General features: G+C 66.1%; 15 protein-coding genes. 7 read left to right on the top strand and 8 right to left on the bottom strand.

All coding sequences use genetic code 11. The annotated features are described in order from the left end of the window. Window positions 1-153: 153 nt before the first annotated feature. From K7711_RS12740 to K7711_RS12725, 3 genes are all read left to right on the top strand, one after another. Window positions 154-921, top strand: coding sequence for a tyrosine-protein phosphatase (locus K7711_RS12740; protein ID WP_222968865.1), 768 nt, complete (start codon window positions 154-156; stop codon window positions 919-921). Window positions 922-1,606: 685 nt separating this feature from the next. Continuing rightward, complete coding sequence (locus K7711_RS12730; RefSeq protein ID WP_222969360.1) at window positions 1,607-2,335, top strand: class I SAM-dependent methyltransferase; 729 nt, start codon at window positions 1,607-1,609, stop codon at window positions 2,333-2,335. Between the two features lie 170 nt (window positions 2,336-2,505). Beyond that, complete coding sequence (locus K7711_RS12725; protein ID WP_222968863.1) at window positions 2,506-2,793, top strand: hypothetical protein; 288 nt, start codon at window positions 2,506-2,508, stop codon at window positions 2,791-2,793. 41 nt (window positions 2,794-2,834) lie between these two features. On the opposite strand, the gene K7711_RS12720 is transcribed toward K7711_RS12725, so the two are convergent. From K7711_RS12720 to K7711_RS12710, 3 genes are read right to left on the bottom strand one after another with little or no spacing between them, the layout of a single operon-like run. Continuing rightward, the gene (locus K7711_RS12720; protein WP_222968861.1) at window positions 2,835-4,481 is read right to left on the bottom strand and encodes a class I adenylate-forming enzyme family protein; all 1,647 of its coding nucleotides are present in this window, start codon (window positions 4,479-4,481) and stop codon (window positions 2,835-2,837) included. A gap of 48 nt (window positions 4,482-4,529) precedes the next feature. Then, window positions 4,530-6,134 carry an AMP-dependent synthetase/ligase gene (locus tag K7711_RS12715; protein WP_235747151.1) on the bottom strand — a complete coding sequence of 535 codons (1,605 nt, stop codon included), beginning with the start codon at window positions 6,132-6,134 and terminating at the stop codon, window positions 4,530-4,532. Between the two features lie 9 nt (window positions 6,135-6,143). Next, complete coding sequence (locus K7711_RS12710) at window positions 6,144-7,352, bottom strand: CaiB/BaiF CoA transferase family protein (RefSeq protein ID WP_222968856.1); 1,209 nt, start codon at window positions 7,350-7,352, stop codon at window positions 6,144-6,146. A 276-nt stretch (window positions 7,353-7,628) separates the two neighbouring features. On the opposite strand from K7711_RS12710, the gene K7711_RS12705 reads away from it, so the two are divergent. From K7711_RS12705 to K7711_RS12695, 3 genes are read left to right on the top strand one after another with little or no spacing between them, the layout of a single operon-like run. After that, a complete protein-coding gene (locus tag K7711_RS12705) occupies window positions 7,629-8,423 on the top strand; it encodes an enoyl-CoA hydratase-related protein (RefSeq protein ID WP_222968854.1) in 795 nt (264 codons plus the stop codon). A gap of 1 nt (window position 8,424) precedes the next feature. Then, on the top strand, window positions 8,425-9,561 hold the full coding sequence (locus K7711_RS12700) for an acyl-CoA dehydrogenase family protein (protein WP_222968852.1): 1,137 nt from the start codon (window positions 8,425-8,427) through the stop codon (window positions 9,559-9,561). A gap of 36 nt (window positions 9,562-9,597) precedes the next feature. Beyond that, window positions 9,598-10,497 carry an SDR family oxidoreductase gene (locus tag K7711_RS12695; RefSeq protein WP_372460126.1) on the top strand — a complete coding sequence of 300 codons (900 nt, stop codon included), beginning with the start codon at window positions 9,598-9,600 and terminating at the stop codon, window positions 10,495-10,497. A gap of 64 nt (window positions 10,498-10,561) precedes the next feature. Here K7711_RS12695 and K7711_RS12690 read toward each other — a convergent pair whose 3' ends face one another. From K7711_RS12690 to K7711_RS12670, 5 genes are read right to left on the bottom strand one after another with little or no spacing between them, the layout of a single operon-like run. Then, entirely contained in the window at window positions 10,562-11,584 is a 1,023-nt protein-coding gene (locus K7711_RS12690; RefSeq protein ID WP_222968848.1) for an Rv3169 family protein, read from the bottom strand. A 16-nt stretch (window positions 11,585-11,600) separates the two neighbouring features. Beyond that, entirely contained in the window at window positions 11,601-12,674 is a 1,074-nt protein-coding gene (locus tag K7711_RS12685) for a phosphotransferase family protein (protein WP_222968845.1), read from the bottom strand. 6 nt (window positions 12,675-12,680) lie between these two features. After that, window positions 12,681-13,490: an enoyl-CoA hydratase/isomerase family protein gene (locus K7711_RS12680; protein ID WP_222968843.1), complete on the bottom strand. Its 810-nt coding sequence runs from the start codon at window positions 13,488-13,490 to the stop codon at window positions 12,681-12,683. A gap of 31 nt (window positions 13,491-13,521) precedes the next feature. Beyond that, window positions 13,522-14,331, bottom strand: coding sequence for an enoyl-CoA hydratase/isomerase family protein (locus tag K7711_RS12675; RefSeq protein WP_222968841.1), 810 nt, complete (start codon window positions 14,329-14,331; stop codon window positions 13,522-13,524). A gap of 44 nt (window positions 14,332-14,375) precedes the next feature. Next, a complete protein-coding gene (locus K7711_RS12670) occupies window positions 14,376-15,158 on the bottom strand; it encodes an enoyl-CoA hydratase/isomerase family protein (RefSeq protein ID WP_372460125.1) in 783 nt (260 codons plus the stop codon). 199 nt (window positions 15,159-15,357) lie between these two features. Between K7711_RS12670 and K7711_RS12665 the strand changes: the two genes are divergently transcribed. Continuing rightward, window positions 15,358-16,131, top strand: coding sequence for a FadR/GntR family transcriptional regulator (locus K7711_RS12665; protein ID WP_222968838.1), 774 nt, complete (start codon window positions 15,358-15,360; stop codon window positions 16,129-16,131). The last annotated feature ends 11 nt before the right edge of the window (window positions 16,132-16,142 follow it).

Here is a 16,142-nt window from a genome sequence, read left to right as displayed (position 1 = left end):
TCTGTTGTGGCGCAGCGAGGTCCGGCCACCGGGCCGACCGAGACAGGGCCGCGCGAGGTGTGGTCCGGACGCCGCGGTCGCGGTTCAATATCATCGAGAGCGAGAAGCCGCCGATGCACTGGACGAAACCGGAAACCGATGACAAACGATGAGATGGCGGTCGCTGGCCGTGCCCTGCCCCTGCGCGGGGCGTGCAACGCTCGTGATCTGGGCGGACTGCGGACCGAGGACGGCCGCCGGGTGCGACGGCTGCGCGTGCTGCGGTCGGACGCACTGACCGAATTGGACGACGGCGACGTCTCGTACCTGCTGCGGGACTGCGGTCTGCGCAGCGTGATCGATCTGCGTGCTCCGACCGAGGCCGAGGCCGATGGGCGTGGGCCGGTGGCCGATTCGGTGCCCGTCTACCGCAACATCCACATCTTCGGGGCCGGTCGACTACGCCTGGACCTGTTGCAGGTGGCCGCCGACGGAACGATGTTCGATCGCTATCTCGAGTACCTCGAACACAGCCCCGGCAATATCGTCGAGGTCCTGGATCTGCTGGCCGAGGCGGGCAACCTGCCGGCGCTGGTGCACTGCGCCGCGGGCAAGGACCGCACCGGCGTGGTCGTGGCCGTCCTGCTGGGCGTCATCGGTGTTCGCGCCGACGATATCGTCGCGGACTATGCCGCGACCGGGGCGAATGTCGAGGCGTTGCGCGCCCGGGTACAGCAGGCGCGCTCCGCCCGCGAGCGCAGCGCCGATCTCGCCGAGATACCCGACTGGGTCTTCGCCGCGGAAGCCGACACGATACGAAAGTTGCTGGCGCACTTCGATGTCGAACATGGCGGACCGCCCGAGTGGGCACGTCGGGCGGGATTGGGTCAGGCCGCCCAGCAGCGCCTCGTGGACAGCCTGCTCGAACCAGCGGACTCGTAGCTTCAACTCGTCGGCGGTAGCGGCCAGTACGCGACCTGGTACCTCGGATTGTTCCGTGCGAGGTCCTAGACTGGATCATGAATCGACAGTTTCGAACGTCGCGCAAACAGTACAGACGGCTACGGCCTCGGCGCGTGCTCGGCGTGATGTCCTTGTCGGCATCCTCGCCTCGGCCTGGGCGGTCTCCCCTGTTGCGCACACGACGTGCGAACGGCGACCCGTCGATCCCTCGAGGAGTTATCGCCCGGAACAGGAGGCCCCGATGTCCACCATCCACTTCAAGGAGACCACGAGTTCGACACCGGAACAGTTCGTGGCGGCGCTGACCGATTTCGGGCCGGGCCGCTCAGAGGTGTTCGGCAACAGCGCCGACGAATATCTCGAGGTCCACGACCAGGGACAGCGTGATGCCGATGTCACCGAGGGATCACACGGCATCTGGGAACGCCTGCATTACGACTGGTCGAACCCGGACCGCGTCGTCATGACCACCACCGACTCGAACCTGTGGGGCGGCCACTCGGGTCACACCTACACCTTCACCCGCCGGCCCGACGGGATGACCGACGTGGACGTGGTCGTCGTGCGCGAGGGCAAGAACCTCAAGGGCCGGGTCCTGGGAGTCGTGGTGGGGACCGTCGGCAAACGCGTCCTGAAACAGGCGCTCGACAAGACCGTGAAAGCCATCGAAACCCGAGACGGTGACGGGGCATCAGCAGAAGGCGCGACCACACCGGCCGAGTTCACCTTCGAGGGCGCCTACAAGGGCGACGCCGGACCGTTCTGGGATGCCAAGCCCCCCTGGAGCCTGGGCGAGCCGCAGCCGGAACTGAAAGCGATCATCGAGCAGGGCAAAATCCACGGCGACGTCCTCGATGTGGGGTGCGGCGAGGCGGCGATCTCCCTGTATCTGGCCGAACACGGCTACACGACGGTCGGATTGGACTCCGCCCCGACCGCCATCGAACTGGCCCGTGCCGAAGCGTCCCGGCGCGAATTGACCACCGCGTCGTACGAGGTCGCCGACATCGCCTCGTTCACCGGCTACGACGGCCGTTTCGGCACCATCGTCGACAGCACCCTGTTCCATTCGATCCCGGTCGACCAGCGCGAGGGATACCAGCAGTCGATTGTCCGCGCCGCCGCCCCCGGAGCGTCCTACTTCGTACTCGTGTTCGACCGCAAAGCCCTCCCCGATCCACCCGCCGGTTTCGGCCCCAACCCGGTCACCGAAGCCGAACTGCGCGAAGTGGTCTCGAAGTACTGGGTGATCGACGAGATCCGCCCGGCACGCATCCACGGCACCAATCTCCCGAAGGACAAAGCGTTGCCGATCTCGTTCGAAGACGTCCGAGACGAGCCGGGTGGCCGCAGCTCGGTGCCCGCCTGGTTGTTGCAGGCACACCTGGGCTGAACCGACCCGCCGGCGATCGCGGGCCTCGGCCTGCCGAGGCCCGCGTCGAGGCATGCTCGCACGAGCGGCAGTAAATCGGCTGCGCCAGGCAGCGAACGAGAACTACTGTGAGAGCGCGGGATACCGCGGACGGCGTCGAGTGCCGGGCGGGTTGTCGGAGGGTGTGAAGAATGTTCGGTCGGAAAAAGGAAGATCCCGGCATCGTCGTGCTCGGCATGAGTGAAGCCGAACTCGTCGCTGTACTGGGACGCACCAGAAAACAATCGAGTACCGAGGATCTCCTCGCGTCCTATGGGACGGTGGTCGGCGGGCAGCGGCTACCCAGTCGGCGATTCCTGGTCTACGACAACAAGCCTCGAGGCTACGACACAAACCTGGTGTTGCAGGACGGCAAGGTTGTGCGAGTGCAGCAGACCTCCAGGCGCACCGGCGAAGTCGTGCGCGACGAGGGCGACTAGAGCATCGTCGGCTCGGCCGCCGCAGGTCTGGGCTCCGGCCGTCACGAAAGCAGCTCGCGCAGTTTGTATTTCATGATCTTCCCGCCGACGGTTTCCGGCATGCGGTCCACGACGACTATCTGTTTGGGAGCTTCGTGACCGGCCAACCGGGCGCGGGCGAAGTCCAGCAACTCGTCGACAGAAATTCCGTCGGTTTGCCGTAGCGTGACCACGGCAACTACTCGTTCGCCCCACTTCTCGTCCGGGAGGCCGATCACAGCAACTCGCTCGACCGCGGGATGCGTGGACAGCACTCCCTCGACCCGCACACTGGAGATGTTCTCACCGCCGGATTTGACGATGTCTTTGTAACGGTCGACCATGATCTGCATACCGTCAGCGTCGTAGGTGCAGCTGTCGCCGGAATGGAACCAGCCACCCCGGAAAGCTTCTTCGGTGGCGGGAACATCGTTGTAATATCCTGCGGTCAGCACCGGGCTCCGGTAGACCGCTTCCCCCGCTACGCCGGGTTGACCGCGCAGACTCTCCCCGTCGAAATCGACGATATTCGCCGCGAGCATCGGGTTCGGATGCCCCACGTAATTGACCCCGTTCATGGACTGCCGGAATTTTTCGGGTTCACTGTCCGGCCAGAACCGATAACACGACATCGCCTCGGTCTGTCCGAATACCTCCAGCATCTTGACGTCGTCGCCGCAGGCCGACCGCAGCCGCTCGCCGATATCCGGTCGGATGGCGCCCCAGGAGAACATCACCACCGTCAAGCTGGTCAGGTCGAAGCGCTCTTGCTCCATGGCGATGTCGGCCAGTTTCAGCACCCATGCGGGCGAGCCCGCCCACACCGCGGTGACGCGCTGCGCAGTCACGGCTTCGGCCAGGCCCACCGGATCCGGACGTCTGCCCAGCACCATCGTTCCGCCGGAGATCAACGCAGGTAGGACGGTGGAATTGTGCCCGCAGTGGTACAGGATCGGCAGGAACGTGCACATCGTCAGGTCGCGCTCGTTGTCGAGACCGCGGGACAACGACATCGCGTAGGCGAAGGCCGTTATGTAGGAGTAGGTGTGCGAGGTCATCGATGCCTTGGGCATCGACGTGGTGCCGGAGGTGAAGACCAGGCTCCAGATATCGTCGGCGTGCAGTACTTCCTCGACCTCGGTCTCCGGCTTTCCGTCGATCCAGTCGGCAAACGAACGCGTACCGGCAGGCACCGGGCCGCCGATCGGAATCGTCACGGTATTCAGGATTCCCGCAGCATCGAGCACTCCGCTCGTACGCGGCCGAAATTCCGCGTCGACCACAGCGAATTTTATTTCGACGTGCTCGATGACCCAGATCAGCACATCGGGAGCCAGATTGGGATTCACTGGAACAGCAACCAGCCCGGCCTTCGCGATACCGAACAGCAACAGCACGGCCTCGACGGAGTTCTCGCAATACAGCAGCACACGATCGCCACGCCCGAGCCCCTCCTCCCGCAGCGCATGCGCAATCCGATTCGCACAGGCATCCGCTTGCCGATAGCTGACTCGGGAGAATTCTTCGCTGCCGTACGCACCCGCCCACCCGACCAGCGCGAGCTTATCGGGTTCACTCCACGTCACGCGTTCCAGGACATCCCCGACAACCATACGATTCCAGCGCTGATCGGCACGACGCCCGTGCAAAGTTGTGACATCGAAATCCATTGCAACTCTTTTCGTCTGCCGACTTCTCGAAAACCTACGAGCTCTGCCTCACGTGTACATCCGGTCGATCTCCGTCGCGTACTTGTCGTCCACCGCGGACCGCCGGATTTTCATCGTCGCGGTCAACTCGTCCGACCCCGGTTGCCATTCCGCGGGCAGCAACACCCAATTGCGAATCGTCTCGGCTTTGGCGAGAACCGTATTCGCCTTCGCTATCGCACGTTCGATCGCGGCGCGGACTTCCGGATGGCGTATGAGCTCCGCGATCGGCCCCGCCAGACCTAGGCTGCGCGCGAATGCGGCGAGGTTCTCCTCGTCCGGAACCAACAGGGCAGTCACATAGCGCCGCCCCTCGGCGATCGCCACCACCAGCGACAACAGATCGGTGCGGTTGATCACCGCCTGTTCGACGACAGTGGGAACCACGTTCTTTCCGGTCGCCGTGACCAGCACGTCCTTCTTGCGACCGATCAGGAACAGATATCCGTCATCGTCGATTCGCCCCAGGTCGCCGGTGTGCAGCCAGCCCTGTTCGTCCAGCACTTCGGCGGTTCGCTCGGGGTCGCCGAGGTATCCGCTCATGACGTTCGAGCCCCGCACCAACAGCTCTCCGTCGGAGGCGACCGCGCCTTCACACGAGCCGAGAAAGACTCCGACCGACCCTTCCACGATTCGCTCGGGCGGGTTGACGGTGCACATGATCGCCTCGGACATTCCCCAGATATTCGAGACCGGACTGCCCAGATCGGCGAAGAAACGCAACAACTCCTGCGAGGACGGCGCTGTGGCGACGCCGCGATATTCGGTCTCGCCGAGCCCCAGGGCGGCGATCACTTCCGGACCGCTGAGGTTCGGCTCGGCGGCCCGCAGGGCGCGTGCGCGGGCCGAGAGTTTCTCGTAAACCCTTGGGACGGCGAAGAACCGGGTCGGCCGCACGCTGATTATCCGGTCGTAGAGTACGGCCGCGTCGGGCACGCAGTAGATCGTCGATCCGGTCGCCAGCGCGAAGTAGTAGCTCATGAACCGTTCGGCGATATGGGTCAGCGGCAGGTAGGACAGGACTCTGCCCGCCCGCCCCATCGGCGCTACGGCATCGGTACTGCGCAGGCTCGACACGATCGCGCGATGGGCCAGTTGCACAGCCTTCGGCGCTCCGGTGGTGCCGGATGTGAAGATCAGCGTGGCGATGTCCTGCGCGCCGGGCTGTGGCCGATCGGCGACATCAGTCGCCTCGCCGGGCTCCGGAATATCCGTCGCACACACGACTCGCGCCACGGCAGACTCGCTCGCCAGGCTTCGAGCCGTGGCGAGGTGATGGTCATCCGCGATCAGTATCGGCGGCGACGCCACCGCCAGCAGACCGGCGAGCCGCGCGGGCGCGTCACGCGGATCGATCGAGAACGGAACTCCTCCCGCGACCAGAACCGCCATATCGGCGATGTGGAACTCGGGACTGTTGTCCATCACCAGTGCGACTCGTTGTCCCCATTCGAGCCCCCAGGAAAGCAGCCTGGCCGCGAGCGAATCCACTTGTCGCGCATACTGATTCCACGACATGCTGCCGCCGGGGCCGATCAGCGCGGGCGCATCGCCACGGTCCGCCACAGCAGCCCGGAACAGCGCGACAAGTGTGTCACCGGTGTAGACGGTCATGCTCGTCACTCATCCTTCTGTACTGCTGGGCGATGGCACACCGCGCCGCAGCGCTCCCGTCCCGAGGGCGGCGGCGATCGCGGCGCGCGGGACTCCCCACTCGATCAACGCCGACACGGTGTGTTCCCCGGGAACGGGTGGCCGCCGATCCACCTCCGCGGGAGTCCGGCTGAACCGAGGCGCCGGCGCGGGCTGCACGAACCCGTCGACCTCGACGAACGACGACCGGGCGAGGCTGTGTTCGTGGACCGCGGCTTCGGTGGCGTCCAGGACCGGCGCGATACACACCGATCGTCCGCGGGCGGCCGCCACCCATTCGTCCCTGGTCCGCTTCCCGACCGCATCGGCGAAGATCAGTTTCATCCTCGGCCACTGGGCGCGATCGTTCTGGTCGGGCAGCTCGTCCCGGATGTCCAGGAGCTCGATCAGCTCCCGGTAGAAATGCGGTTCCATCGCCGCCACCGACAGCCATTTTCCGTCGGCGGTCTCGTACGCGTCGTAGAAGGGCGCACCGCTGTCGACAATGTTGGTCCCGCGCTCGGCACTCCAGGTCTCGTTCTGCCGGAATCCGAAGAACGCCGTTCCCAGCAGTGCCGCGCCCTCGGCCATCGACGCGTCGATCACCTGGCCGAGACCCGATTCTCGACGTTCGACCAGCGCGCCCAGCACACCCAGCGCGAGCAGCATGCCTCCCCCGCCGAAGTCACCGATGAGGCTCAGCGGCGGAGTCGGCGGCTGACCCTGCCGACCGATCATCGACAGGACTCCGCTCAGCGCCACATAGTTGATGTCGTGTCCGACCTCCTGCGACATCGGACCGGATTGGCCGTATCCGGTCATCCTGCCGTAGACGAGCCCGGGGTTGCGGGCGGCGCAGTCCTCGGGGCCGAGCCCGAGCCGTTCGGTGACACCGGGGCGAAAGCCCTCGATGAGGACGTCGGCACGGTCGATCAGTTGCAGGGCCATCTCGCGGCCGTCGGGCTGTTTGAGGTCGATGGCGACCGATCGACGACCACGGTTGATGAGTTCCGCGCGGTGGTCGCTGTTGGGTCCCACCAGGCCGCCACCCGTCACGCGGTCCACGCGAACGACGTCGGCGCCCAGGTCGGCGAGCAGCATCGCACAGAACGGCCCTGGTCCGATCCCGCCGAGTTCCACCAATCGAATACCTCGAAGCGGCCCGGTGCAGCCGGATTCGCCGGAGCCGTTGCTGTTCACGAGTCCTCCGTTCCTCGCCGATCAGGCTGCGCGTAATCCGCTGCGGCCCAACACGTCGATGTGATCAGATACTGAATAATTGCAATGGTATGACCAGAAAGTCAACAGGGTCGGAGCGAGCAGCTACGCACCCCATCCGCACCCGAACGAGCACACCCCCGCCCCGCTCCTCCCTTGCGTGCGAGACTCGACTAACGTTACTGTTGTGCAAATGGTCAGTCCTAATGACCACAAACTTGGCCCCCTGCTCACCAACCGGAAGGACACCGGAGTCTGATGACCGATTTCACCGATATCACCTATGAAGTGGACAACGGACTGGCGTGGATCACCATCAACCGCCCGGAGCGCTACAACGCCTTCCGCGCGCAGACGGTCGACGAGTTGGTCATGGCCTTCAAACGCGCCTGGGCGAGCAGCGAGGTAGGGGTCATCGCCCTGACCGGCGCCGGTGACAAGGCGTTCTGCGCCGGCGGCGATCAGAAGCAGCGCATGGAAACCGGTGACTACGGTCCGTCGGCCAGCGGCCTGTTCGAGGTCGAGGCGCTGCACCGCGTCATCCGCGACGCTCCCAAGCCCGTGATCGCGGCGGTCAACGGCCTGGCGATCGGCGGTGGCCACGTGCTGCACGTGCTGTGCGACCTGACCATCGCCGCCGACACCGCGCAGTTCGGACAGAACGGCCCGCGCGTCGGCTCCTTCGACGCCGGCCTCGGCTCGGGCTACCTGGCGCGAGTCGTGGGCGAGAAGCGGGCGCGCGAGATCTGGTTCATGCTCCGGCGGTTGTCCGCGCAGGAGGCTCTCGACTGGGGTTTGGTCAACAAGGTCGTCCCCGCCGCGGATCTGAAGGCCGAGGTTCGCGCCTGGGCCGATCAGATGCTCGACTTCTCGCCCACCGCGCTGAAGGTGCTCAAGCAGTCGATGAACACCGACACCGAGCACTTCGTCAGCATCGGCACCATGGCGTACTCCACGCTGGCGATGTTCGGCGAAACCCCGGAGGCGCAGGAGGGGATCAACGCCTTCAACGAGAAGCGCAAGCCCGACTTCACGCCGTTCCGGGGTAAGTGAGTTGTTGTTCTCGACAGAACAGCGCGAGTTCGCGGCGGCGATCACCCGGTACTGCCACCGCCACCTCGCGACCGTGGCACAACGCGACGCCGTCACCGAGGGCGGAACCCTCGCCAACAGTCCGCAGGTACTCGCGGACATGGCCCGGAACGGCTGGCTGGGTGTGTCCCTGCCGGCCGAGTTCGGTGGTGGCGGCGCCGGATTCGTCGACGAGTGCATCTTCCTCGAGGAGGCCGCTCGCGGCCTGGCGCCGATCACCGGGTACTCCACCGGGCTCACCGCGGCGCAGACGTACATGCGCTGGGGCACCGACGAGCAGAAGAAGACGATCGTCGCGAATATCACCGGCGGACGGCTCGAGGCCATCGCGCTCAGCGAACCCGGCGCGGGATCCGACCTGGCGGGCCTGCGGGTCAGCGCGCGCCTCGACGGAGACCGCTACCTGATCAACGGCCAGAAGACGTGGATCTCCGCCGCACATGTCGCCGAGCACATCCTGGTCCTGGCCCGTGAGGACACCTCGGGCACCAAACATCAAGGCATGACCTTGCTGATGGTGCCGACCGACGCGCCGGGCCTGACGATCCGCGGTATCGCGACCATGGAACCCCGGACCTGCAACGACATCTTCTTCAGCGATGTGGCGGTCCCGGTGTCCGCGGTCGTGGGCGAACCGCGCAACGCGTGGAAACAACTCATGCGCGGCCTGTCCATCGAACGCCTCATCATCGCCGCGATGAGCGTCGGAGGTGCACGACGCGCCCTCGACGACGCGGTCGCGTACGCGCGCAAGCGCGAGCAGTTCGGTCGGCCTCTGGCCACCTTCCAGGCGCTGCGGCATCGCCTCGCGGACCTGGCCACCGACATCGAACTGGCCCGCACGTTCGTCTACGACGTGGCGACGAAGATCGATGCCGGACTGGAGGACGATCTCGCACGCGAGAGTGCGATGGCGAAGATGCGGTGCACCGAAGTCGCGAAACACGCGACGTTGGAGGCGATGCAGATGATGGGCGGCTACGGCTACGCCCGGGAGTACGGCATGGAAGGCCAGGTGCGCAGAGCTCTCGCACCCCCGATCTACGGCGGTACCAACGAAATCCAGCGCGAGATCATCGCCAAACACATCGGTCTGTGAGCGGATCGCCGACACGACCATCGAGTTACGAGGTACATGATGACCGACACGATTTTCTCGCCGACGCTGTTGTCCGGGAAGAGAATCCTGATCACCGGCGGCGGCACCGGACTCGGCCGCGGCGTGGCGCGCCACCTGGTGGAACACGGCGCGGAGGTTCATCTGTGGGGACGGCGTGCGGCGGTCCTGGCCGAGGCGGCCGCCGAGGCATCCGCCTCCCGGCCCGGATCGGTGCACTACCACACCGTCGATGTCCGGGACTACGAGAACGTCGATGCGACGATGGACCGGATCTGGTCCGAGCACGGCGCGTTGACGGGTGTGCTGAACAACGCGGCCGCCAACTTCATCGCGCAGACGAAGGACTTGAGCCCTCGCGCTTTTCAGGCGATCACCAGCACCGTGATGAACGGCTCGTTCCACACCACCCACGCCGCGGGCAAGCGCTGGATCGCCGAGGGGCTGCCCGGCTCGGTCCTGTCGACGCTCACCACCTGGGTGTGGACGGGATCGGCCTTCGTCGTCCCGTCCGCCATGGCCAAGGCCGCGGTACATTCGATGACCATGTCGCTGGCCGTGGAGTGGGCCAAGTACGGGATTCGGCTCAATGCCCTTGCCCCCGGGCCCATTCCGACCGATTACGCCTGGGAGATGCTCAATCCGACCGACAAGTCGTCGGTCGGGGCCACCCAGGCCGATCAGATCCCAGCCGGACGCACCGGAACGGTCGAGGAACTGGCCAACTTGACGATGTTCCTGCTGTCGGACGCGTGTGACTACCTGACCGGGCAGACCATCGCCATGGACGGCGGGCAGATGCTCGCCGGCCCCGGCACCTTCGCCGGTCTGACCAGCCTGACCGACGCCGATTGGCAGCAGATCAAGGAAACGAGCAAGGCTGCCTCCGAGTCCAGCAAGGCTCAGCGAAGCGTGTGAGCCGGTCGGTTCGCAGAACGAGAAAGGGTGCGCATCCACAAGATGCGCACCCTTTCCGCTGCGATCACAGCGACGGCCGGTACAGGTACTTGCTGCTGCGGGTCGACGCGAATTCGAAGATCCCCGAACCGTGTACGTCACCGAGGGTGAACGCGCACAGCCGATCGGTCAGCGCCGAATCGAGTGAGCGCGGCGACACCGAACCGTCGAGCCGATAACGATCCGATTCGATGTGGTCGATCCGGGCCGAAACACCGTGGTGGCCACCATAACCGGCGCCTGCCATGTAGCCGCCGCCCGCGCGGGCGTCGGCGTGGACCAGATACCGCTCCCCCGCCGCGGTCTCGACCGCGACATCCCCTTCGACCAGATCGAGGTCGGGCGTGAAGCTCAGGGCGTGCCGGACGTCGGTGATCGGATCCAGCACACCGCTCTCGTGCATGACGGCGCCCTCCAGCAGAATCCTTTCCTGCGCACGGGTTTCCACGAGCAGGAAGCCGATCGAGAATTCCGGGAACTGGGCCTGATACCAGATGTGCAATCCCTGACCGCCCGACATCGTCCGCACCCCGCGCGAGCGGTCCCGCTGCCCGTACCAGCCGTCCACGTCGTAGCGCTGTTCCCCGACGCGGACGGTTCCTTCGTACCGGCCGGACTGGAACAGGTGGTCGAACGAGGTGCGCTCGGCAGAGCTGTTCGTGACCGCCACCTCCCCGAACCACGCCGGTGTGCGCGCTCGCCAGGTCACCTCGAATTCAGCATCGATCTCGTTGGGGCCCAAGCGAAGTCGCCAGAGCTGATTGGGCTCCAGCACCTCGAACCGGAACGGTCCGGCGCCGTCCCGGTTCGTCGCGCTCAGCAGTGTGGAGAAGCGCAGATTCCGCTGCTCGCGCTCGCGGCTCACGACCACGAACCCGTCCGCGGTGTCCTTGGCGGGGTAGATCCCGAAACCCATGATCACCGAGGGGGCGAGGGTATCCACCGGGTGCAGGTTGAACATCAGGCGATCGAAGAAGCCGTTCGGCAGATCGGACACCTCGGGTCCGAGGAGCGGATCGTGAAAGGTGTCGCTGGATGTGCTTGCCATCGAAACTCCTTGTGGGTCAGACGAAATACGTCGAAGCGCGGGACTTCGGCCGAGCGGCGGTGTCGGCGCTCGCCAGTCCGGCCGCGCGCCGGGCGTCCTCGAGGAAGCTGCGCACCAGTGCGGGATCGGCGTAGTAGGGATCGCCGATCCCGTCGAGTACGCGGCGGCGGCTGTATTCGTACAGGACGGCCAGTTTCCACAAGGAAAGCGTGGTGTACCAGGCGAGATTCCCGACGTCCCGTCCGGTCCGGTCGCTGTATCGTTGGACGAGTTCGTCTTTCGAGGGATACCCGTCCTCGAGCATCGCGGCCCCGAGTTCGGCGGTCGGATTCATCGGCCGTCCCGGTTCGGGCACCGTGGCCAGCAGGTAGCCCACGTCGAGCAGCGGATCGCCGATCGTCGCGAGTTCCCAGTCCAGCACCGCCTGCAGCCGGCCCGGAGTATCCGGCGCGAGCACCACATTGCCGATTCGGAAATCGCAATGAATAAGGGCCGCACCGGATTCCGGCGGAATATTCGCTTCCAGCCAGGCGTCGACCTCGGCGAAATCGGCGGGCGGAGCGCCCTGCTCGTCAGCGACGAGACGGCGCATCCGTTGCAGATGCCGGGCGTTGAAGCCCTCGGGGCGGCCGAGCCGTTCGAGCCCCACCGCGCGCCAATCCACCGCGTGCAGATCCGCGAGCGAGTCGATCAGGCTGTGGCCGATCGATCGCCGCTGGTCCGCGCTGTCCAGCGGCGCGGGGGTACGCACGGTCACCACCGGGCCCGGAGCGAAGCTCATCACGTAGAACGGTACGTCGAGCACCTCTCCCCCCTGGGCGACCGCGAGCACCTCGGGCACGGGCACGGCCGTGGACCGCAACGCCGTGAGCAGTGTCGCTTCCCTGAGCATGTCATTGGCGCCCGGGGGAATCGGCGGCGGTGGCGGACGGCGCACGACCACGCGGGTGTCACCGCCGGTGACCAGGAAGGTCAGATTCGAATGTCCGTCACCGATGCCCTCGGTGGTGATCGGGCCCGAGAGGATGTCGTGACCGACGAGGAACTTCTCCAGCGCCCGTCGGGTCTCGGGGGTCCAGTCCCAGCTCATCCCGGCTCACCGACCGGTGAACTGTGGAGTGCGCTTCTCCTTGAAGGCCGCCAGCGCTTCGGGCATGTCATCGGTTCTGGTGAGCAGGGCCTGTCCACGGTTCTCGAGTTCGAGAGCCGCCTCGTAGGAACCGATTTCGGTGTTGCGCTGGATGGCGCGCTTGGACATCCGCACTCCGCCGGGCGAGTTCTGCGCGATCTGCCGCGCCATCGCCAGCGCCTCGTCCAGCAGTTGTTCCGCGGGCACCACCCGGTTGACCAGCCCGATCCGCTCCGCTTCGGCAGCCTCGACAATGCGTGCGGTGTAACCGATTTCCGCCGCGTGTGCCGGTCCGACCAGACGGGTGAGATTGAACGAGGTGCCCAGTTCGCCCATCGACAGTCCGACCTTGACGAAGGCGGCGCTCATCTTCAGCGTCGGCGCCGCGAGGCGGATATCGGCGGACAGCGCCAGCGCCATGCCGCCGCCGGTCGCCGGGCCGTGGATCGCGGCGATCACCGGAAACGGCAGATTCCGGATCGCGTGGATTCCGCCGCTCGCGGTCTCCTGGAACTTCAGGAATTCCCGCACGCCCATCTCGGTGATCACCTGGATCTCGTCGAGATCGAATCCGGCGCAGAAGGCGCGATCCCCCGCGCCGGTGAGGATGAGCGCACGCAATCCGCTGTCCCGCAGCGCCCGGCCCGCGGCCAGGTACTCGTGGAACATCGTGACGGTCTGCGAGTTCATCCGGTCTGGACGGTTGATGCGCAGGACGCCGATATCGGGTTCGACCTCCTCGAAGGCCAGCGTCTCCAGAGCGGGAAATTCAATCATGTCTCGGCCTCACGTCGTTGGGGTCCTGTGGTCACTTGCCCTGGAAAACCGGCGAGCGCTTCTGTTTGAAAGCACTCAGCGCCTCGGCCATATCCGGGCTCCGGGTCAGCAGCGCTTGTCCCCGGTTCTCGAGCTCCAGGGCTGCGGCGTAGGAACCGACCTCGAGGTTCGCCTGCAGCGCCCGCTTCGACAACTGCACGCCGCCAGGCGAATTCGCGACGATCTGGTCCGCGAGCGCGAGCGCGTCGGCGACCACATCGCCGTCACCGGTCGCGTTGACGATGCCCAGTTCCGCCGCCTCCGCCGCCTCGACGATCCTTCCGGTGAAACAGATCTCGCTGGTCCTGGCCGGCCCGATCAGCCGGGTCAGCAGCCACGAAGTACCCAGATCGCCCGCAGACAGGCCGATTCGCACGAACGCGGCATTGAACTTCGCCGCAGGGCCCGCCAGGCGGATGTCGGCGGCCAGCGCCAAGGCCAGGCCGCCGCCCGCGGCCGCGCCGTTCACCGCGGCGATGACCGGCACCCGCAGTGAACGAATCGCACTCAGCGCACGGGCCGCGCGCTCCTGTTGATCCAGCATGCCCAGCGCACCCAGACTCGGCAGCGCATCGGCGTCGGCGAGGTCGTATCCGGAACAGAACGCCTTGCCCGCACCGGTCAGGATGACGACGCGACAGTCGTCCTCGGTCTCCAGTCCCCAGGCGAGTTGCTCGAGTTCGACGAACATCGTGTTGGTCATCGCGTTGTAGCGCTCGGGCCGATTCAGCGTGACCACGACGACCCCCGGCCGAACCTGTTCGGCCAGCAAGGTTTCGAATTCTTTTTCCAGGGTTTTCATCGGACTCCTCATGACGTGGGCCTGGTGTGATCAGGTGGCGTTGCTCAGCGGAACTGCGGTGTGCGCTTCTCGACGAAGGCACTGATGCCCTCGGCCGCCTCACCGTCCTCGAACAGCGCCTGGATCTGATCGACCTCGTATCGCGCTCCCTGCGCGAGCGGCAGATCGAACGCCGCGTCCACGGTGCGCACGACCGCCAGCTGCGCAGGCAGCGACGGCCCGAGCAGACTCCGGGCCCACTCGAGCGCGGCATCGGTCGCGGCGCCGCCGGTCAACCGATCCACCAGGCCGATCCGGAACGCCTCCTCGGCCTCCACCTGCCGAGCGGTCAGCATGATGTCCAGCGCGCGGCCGCGACCCACCAGCCTCGGCAGCCGCTGCGTACCACCTGCTCCCGGAATCAGTCCGAGTTTGACCTCCGGCAGGCCGAATCTGCCACCGGGACCGGCGACCCGGAGCGTGCAGGCCATGGCGAGTTCCAGGCCACCGCCCAGCGCTACCCCGTCGACCGCGGCGATGGAGATCCATGGCGCGGCCGCGAGCCGGTCGTTGACCTCCCGCATCCGGTCCCCGTACGCGGTGAAGGTCGCGGCGTCGATCGTCGACAGATGCTTGATATCGGCGCCCGCGGCGAAGAAGCCGGCCAGCGCGGAACCGATGATCATGACCTTCACCCCGCCGGCCTTCTCGGCCGCGTCCATCGCGAGGTGCATACCGTCCAGCAGCGGGATTCCCAATGCGTTGGCGGGTGGCCGTCGCAGGGTCACCATCGTGATCCCCGGTTCTACCGTCTCCCAGGTGACCACGTCCTGTGCCAGCTCTGCCACGTCGTCCTCGCATTTCAGCTAGTTGTCGACACGCTGCGGCCGACTCCTTCCCATCGGAAGCTATCCACCCGACAGACTGAAGTCAACCATTATTTTGGTATGACCAAAATACCTCCAGCCCTCGAGAACCGCAAACTCGCATGGCAGGACTCTTTGCTGATAGATTAGGTACGACCAAATACACAGAAAGCAGGTAAGGATGCCCGACTCGCCCTCGTCGAGCACGGTTGCGCGACACCCGGTCCGGCTGCAGCCGATGCAGGTGCCCAAGGCCTCGGATGTCCTCGCGAACGACCTCCGCGAGCGCATCCTGCGTGGCGAGTTCCCTTCCGGCACCGCTCTGCCGCCGGAACGTGAACTCGTCACGCAGACACAGATGAGTCGAACAACGGTCCGCGAAGCGCTCCGCATCCTCGAGGTCCAGGGCCTGGTGGTCATCAAGACCGGCCGCTCCGGCGGTGCGTTCGTCCAGCAGCCCGGCGGCGACGCGGTGGCCTCCTCGGTCAGTCTGCTCATCCGCGGCCAGCAGTTGCGGCTGACCGCGCTGCTGGAGACCCGCGAGGCGATCGAGCCCGCGTGCGCGGGCCTGGCCGCGAAGTACCGCACCGACGACGACCTCACCGCCCTGGATGCGGCCAACGCCCTGCTCGGGGATCTCGACATCCCGCTCGAGCAGTTCCTCCAGGCCAACGTCGACTGGCATCTCGCGGTCGCGACCGCGAGCCACAACGAGCTGCTCACCGGCTTCATGACCGCACTGTCGAATGCGATCTACAGCTCGACGGAGAACACCGCGTTCGTCGACGACGAAGTGCGCAAGACCACCTACAAGGCGCACAAGACGATCACCGACGCCATCCGCGCGGGCGACCCCGCGGTCGCCACGCGGCGGATGACCAAGCACGTGCACGGCTATGCCGAGGCCGTGGTCCAGGTCGAGCAGCGTACCGAGATCGAGCTGCGCGAGAGCTGAACGCCTTCGCC

The sequence above is a fragment of the Nocardia coffeae genome (assembly GCF_019890715.1).
Lineage (GTDB): Bacteria > Actinomycetota > Actinomycetes > Mycobacteriales > Mycobacteriaceae > Nocardia > Nocardia jiangxiensis.
Note: the sequence above shows the minus strand (reverse complement) of the source record. Positions and strands in the feature narration are given on the sequence as shown.